General features: G+C 71.7%; 6 protein-coding genes and 1 pseudogene. All 7 read right to left on the reverse strand.

Annotated elements, in window-relative coordinates; translation table 11 throughout:
• Positions 1 to 1,029, reverse strand: a pseudogene (locus DBR36_RS18270) (DNA repair protein RecN); the annotation flags it as partial.
• A complete protein-coding gene (locus DBR36_RS07235; protein WP_108318225.1) occupies positions 1,026 to 1,946 on the reverse strand; it encodes an NAD kinase in 921 nt (306 codons plus the stop codon). The pseudogene DBR36_RS18270 and the gene DBR36_RS07235, both read right to left, overlap by 4 nt.
• Positions 1,943 to 2,743 carry a TlyA family RNA methyltransferase gene (locus DBR36_RS07240; RefSeq protein WP_108318226.1) on the reverse strand — a complete coding sequence of 267 codons (801 nt, stop codon included), beginning with the start codon at positions 2,741 to 2,743 and terminating at the stop codon, positions 1,943 to 1,945. The genes DBR36_RS07235 and DBR36_RS07240 overlap by 4 nt, the downstream gene beginning before the upstream one ends.
• The gene (locus DBR36_RS17640) at positions 2,740 to 2,907 is read right to left on the reverse strand and encodes a hypothetical protein (RefSeq protein WP_165801301.1); all 168 of its coding nucleotides are present in this window, start codon (positions 2,905 to 2,907) and stop codon (positions 2,740 to 2,742) included. Before DBR36_RS17640 ends, DBR36_RS07240 begins: the two co-directional genes overlap by 4 nt.
• A gap of 19 nt (positions 2,908 to 2,926) precedes the next feature.
• A complete protein-coding gene (locus DBR36_RS07245) occupies positions 2,927 to 3,958 on the reverse strand; it encodes an HAD-IIA family hydrolase (protein ID WP_108318229.1) in 1,032 nt (343 codons plus the stop codon).
• Positions 3,958 to 4,722: a hypothetical protein gene (locus tag DBR36_RS07250; protein WP_181373519.1), complete on the reverse strand. Its 765-nt coding sequence runs from the start codon at positions 4,720 to 4,722 to the stop codon at positions 3,958 to 3,960. Before DBR36_RS07250 ends, DBR36_RS07245 begins: the two co-directional genes overlap by 1 nt.
• Positions 4,689 to 5,755, reverse strand: a 1,067-nt coding sequence (locus DBR36_RS17645) for a hypothetical protein (protein ID WP_181373520.1), incomplete at its 5' end; no start/stop codon positions are given. The genes DBR36_RS17645 and DBR36_RS07250, both read right to left, overlap by 34 nt.

Here is a 5,755-nt window from a genome sequence, read left to right on the forward strand (position 1 = left end):
GAGCAGCCGGGCGGACCCCGTCTCGAGCAGGGCGATCGCGGCATCCACCGATCCGTGGATGCGGCTCAGGCCCGCCAGTACGCCGCGTCGTTCGTCGACGGCGGCGAGCTCATGGGGGCCGGATTCATCGAGGTCGGCCAGATAGCCCGAGAGCGCGACAGACGCGTCGGTCGCGCGATAACCCAGGTCGGCCACGAGCTCGCCGATCGCGGCGAGGGCCGCGTCGCTGTCCGAGATGCGTTCGAGCGCCCGGCGCGCTTCGGCCAGGAGAGTGATGACATCGGGACCACCGTCCTCGTCCGACAGCGCGGCGTGGGCCGTCACCGCCGCGACCCGCAGGTCCTCGGCGTTGGCGAGGCGCTCGGCGCGACGGGCGAGTTCGTCCTCTTCTCCCGCGAGGGGAGCGGCCGCCTCGATCTCGGCGATCGCGGCGCGCAGATGCTCCGCCTCGCGCGCGCGCTCGTCGCGATCGCCCGTGAGCGTCGTCAGCTCGGCGTCGAGTGTGCGCCACGAATCCCAGGCAGCGCGGTACGCCGAGCGTGCCGTCGAGACGGGGTGGCCGCCGAATCGATCGAGCGCGTCGCGCTGCGCGCCGGCGGAGCGCAGACGCAGCTGGTCGGACTGACCGTGCACGACGACGAGGTCGTCGGCCAGATCGGCGAGCACCCCGGCCGGGGCCGTCCGCCCGCCCACGGTCGCGCGTCCGCGTCCTTCGCTGGACACGGTGCGTCCCAGGTAAAGTTCGGCGTCGCCCTGGCCGACCGGCTCGACGTCGCCGCCGGCCTCGCGCACCCGCGCGGCCACGGGACCGTCCTCGGGGACCAGCCACACGCCCTCGACCGCGGCTTGGGTCGCGCCCTTGCGCACCGCGCCGGAGTCCGCGCGCTGGCCCAGCAGCAAGCCCAGGCCCGTGACCACCATGGTCTTGCCCGCGCCGGTCTCACCGGTGATCGCGGTGAAGCCGCGACCGATCGGCAGGGTCGCGTCGGCGATGACGCCGAGGTCCTTCAGCCGCATCTCTTCGATCACGAGACACCTCCCGCTGCGCCGCGCCAGCCCGCGACGGGCAGGCGGAACTTGCGCACCAGACGGTCGGTGAACGCCGCGGGGTGCAGCCGCGCCAGCCGCACGGGCCGCGACGAGCGCCGTACGACGACGCGGGCACCGGGCGGCAGCTCGTGCGAGCGCCGTCCGTCGCACCACAGGATGCCGCTGCCGCTGGTGCGCTCGAGGACCTCGACCGCGACGGTGGCGTCGGGGCTGACCACGAGCGGCCGGGCGAACAGCGCGTGAGCCGAGAGCGGCACGACGGCGATGGCTTCGACGGTCGGCCAGATGACCGGTCCGCCCGCCGAGAAGTTGTAGGCCGTCGATCCCGTGGGCGAGGCCACTACGACGCCGTCGCACCCGAAAGACGACAGCGGGCGCCCGTCCACCTCCATCACGACCTCGAGCATGCGTTCGCGGCTCGCCTTCTCGACCGTCGCCTCGTTCAACGCCCAGGTCTCGAAGATGACCGAGTCGTCGGCGTCCAGCACGCGCACGGCGAGCGCCAGACGCTGCTCGACCGTGTAGTCGCGCGCGATCACGCGACGGACGGCATCGTCCATGTCGTCCCGCTCGATCTCGGCGAGGAAACCCACGTGCCCCATGTTGATCCCGAGGATCGGAGCGGTCCCGCCGCGCACGATCTCCGCCGCACGCAGGATGGTCCCGTCCCCGCCGAGCACGATCGCCAGTTCGACGTCCTCGATCGACACGTCGACACCGAGGGTCGCCACCCCGTCGAGCGAGAGGCGCTCCGCCAGCTCGGGCCGGTCTTCGGCCGACACCACCGGCGTCGCTCCGGCCGAGCGCACCGCGGTGAGGACGCGTTCGGCGGCGTGGACGGTGTCGTCTCGGCGCGCGTGGACGACGAGGAGTATTCGGCGATCGCTGGGGGTCATCGGCTTCCGGTCAGTCGGGTCACGGTGCTCTCCCATTCTGAGGGGTCGGCGCCGTGGTCGGCCGAGAACCACGCGACGTACTCCTGGTTGCCGTGCGTTCCGACGACCGGGGAGGAGATGATGCCGGCGGTGCGCAGACCGACGTCCCACGCCGCCCACAGCACCCCGTGAACCGCGTCCGACCGCACCGCGGGATCGGTCACCAGTCCGCCCTTGACCGCGGTACGCCCCGCCTCGAACTGCGGTTTGACGAGCAGGACGACCTCGGCGGTCGGCTCCGCGGTCGCGACGACGGCGGGAAGAACGTGCGTGAGCGAGATGAACGACAGGTCACCGGTCACGATGCGCGGGCGCTCCACGACCCCGGTCGCGGCGGCGAGGGTGTCGGCGGTCATGAAGCGCACGTTATACCCCTCGACCGACACGACGTGGGGATCGGATGCCACGACGGTGGACAACTGCCCGTGCCCCACATCGACCGCCATCACCGGACGCGCTCCGCGCTCGCGCAGCACCTGCGTGAATCCGCCGGTGGACGCACCGAGATCCAGCGCCACCCGACCGTCGACGTCGATCGGGAACGCGTCCAGCGCGGCGAGGAGCTTGTGCGCCGCGCGGCTGACGTAGTGGTCGTCGCCCGCGACGTCGAGGACCTGGGACTCGGCGACCGGGGTCGACGGCTTGACCACCGCGCGACCGTCCACGCTCACCAGGCCGGCAGCGATGAGCTGGGCGGCGTGCGAGCGCGACCGCGCCAACCCCCGAGCGGCGAGCTCGGCATCCAGTCGTGGACTCACGGGCGGGACGCGGACGTGTCGTCGGGCGCCGATTCGAGACGCCGGGCGAGCTCGTCGTGGACCGCCGCGTAGGCGCCCGCGCGCTCCGCGAGCGGCTGGTCCTCGATGAGTCGCAGGCGATCGATCAGATCGGGGGCGGCATCCGGGCTGGCGCTGTCCGACATGGATGCCATGCTACCGACGTCAGCGCACGCGGAACGGGTCGGCGTACAGCTGCGGCGGCACGCGGAATCCGAAGATGGCGCGGCCCGAGTTCCAGATCGCCGCCGCCCCGGCGCGGAGCAGGTCGATCGGACGCCCCTCCGACACGATGCGCAGGTCGACCCCGTCGATCTCGACCACGGCGTCGCCCACGCGCGTGCGCTCGCCCTTGACGACGGTCGCCGGATACGGCTCGAACAGCTGCCGCAGGTCCTCGACGATGTAGTCGGGCCGTTGGGTGGGAGGAGCGGCCAGCACCTGCTTGGGCCGGTCGATGCCGGTCAGCACGAGCAGCGAGCGCATCTCGGCCGTCTTGGCTCCCTGGATGTCGGTGTCGAGGCGGTCGCCGATGAACAACGGCGACTGCGCTCTGGTCCGCGTTATCGCCTCATCGAAGATCGGCCGTTCGGGCTTGCCCGCGATCGTCGCGAGGCGGCCGACGGCGGTGTGAACCGCCGAGACGAGAGTGCCGTTGCCCGGTGCGATCCCCCGCGCCTGGGGGATCGTCCAATCCGTGTTGGTCGCGACCCAGGGGATCCCCCCCTCTTCGAGAGGAGTCGCGAGCGCGTACGCCGCCTCGGCCAACTGCGCCCAGCCGACCTCGGGAGCGAAGCCCTGGACGACCGCGGCGGGGCTGTCGTCCGCGCTCCGCGTGACGGTGAACCCGGCCTTCTCCACCTCGACGACGAGGCCCTCGCCGCCGATGACGAGCAGTGTCGCCCCGGCGGGGACGAGATCCTTCATGAGCCTCATCGCGGCCTGAGGGCTGGTGGTCACGTCGCTCGGCGCGACCCGTAGGCCGAGGGAGGAGAGGTGCTCGGCCACCGAGGCGTCGGTGCGCGAGGCGTTGTTGGTGATGTAACCGAGGGTGCGCCCCTCGTTCTGGGCACGGTTCAGGCTGTCCACCGCGTGGGGCAGAGCGCCGGGTCCCGCGTAGACGACCCCGTCGAGGTCTGCCAGCACGACGTCGACGCCCTCGAGGGGAGTCGGCTGCTCGGCCGCCCGGCGGAAGATCACCGCTCCCCCTCGTTCCCGCCCTCGGACGATTCGGCGTCGACGACGTCCGGTTCCGCGTCGACCGGCTCGTCGGCCCGGTCGTCGACGGGGTCCGGCGCCTCGTCTTCGACGGGGTCCGGGGCCTCGTCTTCGACGGGGATGACTCCGGATGCCACGTCTACAGCGCCGTCGTCATCGATCAGGTCGATTTCTTCGACGACGATGACTTCGCGGTCCGCGATCCCGGCAGCGGCGTCGAGGGCCTCGGCGGCGATGTCGGCGCGCCGCTCCCACTCGGCGGATTCGGCCTCCCGGCCGAGTTCTTCCAGCACGGCAGCACGAGCCGAGAACAGAGCCGGACTCCACTCGAAGGCGCGGTCGGGATCGGCCTCGGGGATCTCGAGCTCCTGGAGAGCGCGGTCGGGCTGCCCCAGATCAAGTCGGGCGCCCGACATCGCGATGGCGAGCTGCACGCGGACCGGGACCGAGAGCGTCGAGCGGTCGACCGCTCGCCCTTCTTCGAGAGCACGGTCGGGGCGGCCGACCCCACGCTCGCTGTCGACGATGAGCGGCAGCTGCTCGTCGGAGCCGGTGATGCGTCGGTGGGTGCGCAGCTCGCGCAGCGCCAGGGCGAAGTCGCCGACGGCGTAGGCGGTGATCGCGACCGTTTCGCGGACGACGCCGACACGGCCGGCGCTCCTGGAGGCGGCGAGGGCGTGCTGGTGCGCGAGGGCGGGGTCGTCGTCGATCAGACGCGCCGCCATGGCGAGGTGGCGCGCCACATTGTCGGCGTTGTCCTTGCTGAGCGTCTTGAGCTCGTTGCGCGCGGCGCCGGGCAGGTCGAAAGCGGTGACATCGTCGGGGAGTTCCGGACCGCGTTCACGGCGATCCTGCGGCGGGCGCGTCGCGCGGGCGTCATCGCGGTCGAACCGCCGCGGCGCTCCCGCCCCGGGCCGGCTGTCCCGCGACGGACGGCGATCGCCGCCGAAACCGCGCGAATCGCCGTCGCGACGGACGGGACGGTCACTGTCGCGACGGAACGGACGCGCATCCCCCTCACGACGAACGGGACGATCCCCCTCACGGCGAACGGGACGGTCACCGTCGCGACGGAACGGACGGTCACCGTCGCGCCGCTCGGGACGGTCACTGTCACGACGGAACGGACGCGCATCCCCCTCACGACGAACGGGACGATCACCATCACGACGAACGGGACGGTCACCGTCACGACGGAACGGACGCGCATCCCCCTCACGACGAACGGGACGATCACCATCACGACGGACAGGACGGTCACCGTCACGACGGAACGGACGCGCATCCCCCTCACGACGAACGGGACGATCACCATCACGACGGACAGGACGGTCACCGTTACGACGCTCGGGACGGTCACCGTCACGACGGAACGGTCGCGCATCCCCCTCACGACGAACGGGACGGTCACCATCGCGACGGACGGGACGATCTCCGTTCGAGCGGAAGGGACGATCTCCCTCGCGCCGCACGGGGCGGTCTGCGCCCGAGCGGGGCGCTCGGTCGCCCTCTCGGCGGGCCGGGCGGTCTCCCTCGCGGCGGAAGGGTCGATCGCTGCGGCCGGCGGAGTTGCTTCCTCCGGAGGACTGTCCTCGTCCGAACGAACGGTCACCGGAGCGCCCTTCGTTACCCTTGCGCTCGTTCGCGTCGTCCGTCGACATGACTGACCTCCCGGAAGAAAAATACCCCGTAAATGCGAAATGGCCACCCAGCTTTGGGTGGCCATTTCGACTGAAAAGAAGTCCGGCGGTGTCCTACTCTCCCACAGGGTCCCCC

Source organism: Microbacterium sp. HMWF026, from assembly GCF_003061325.1.
Taxonomy (GTDB): Bacteria; Actinomycetota; Actinomycetes; order Actinomycetales; family Microbacteriaceae; genus Microbacterium; species Microbacterium testaceum_E.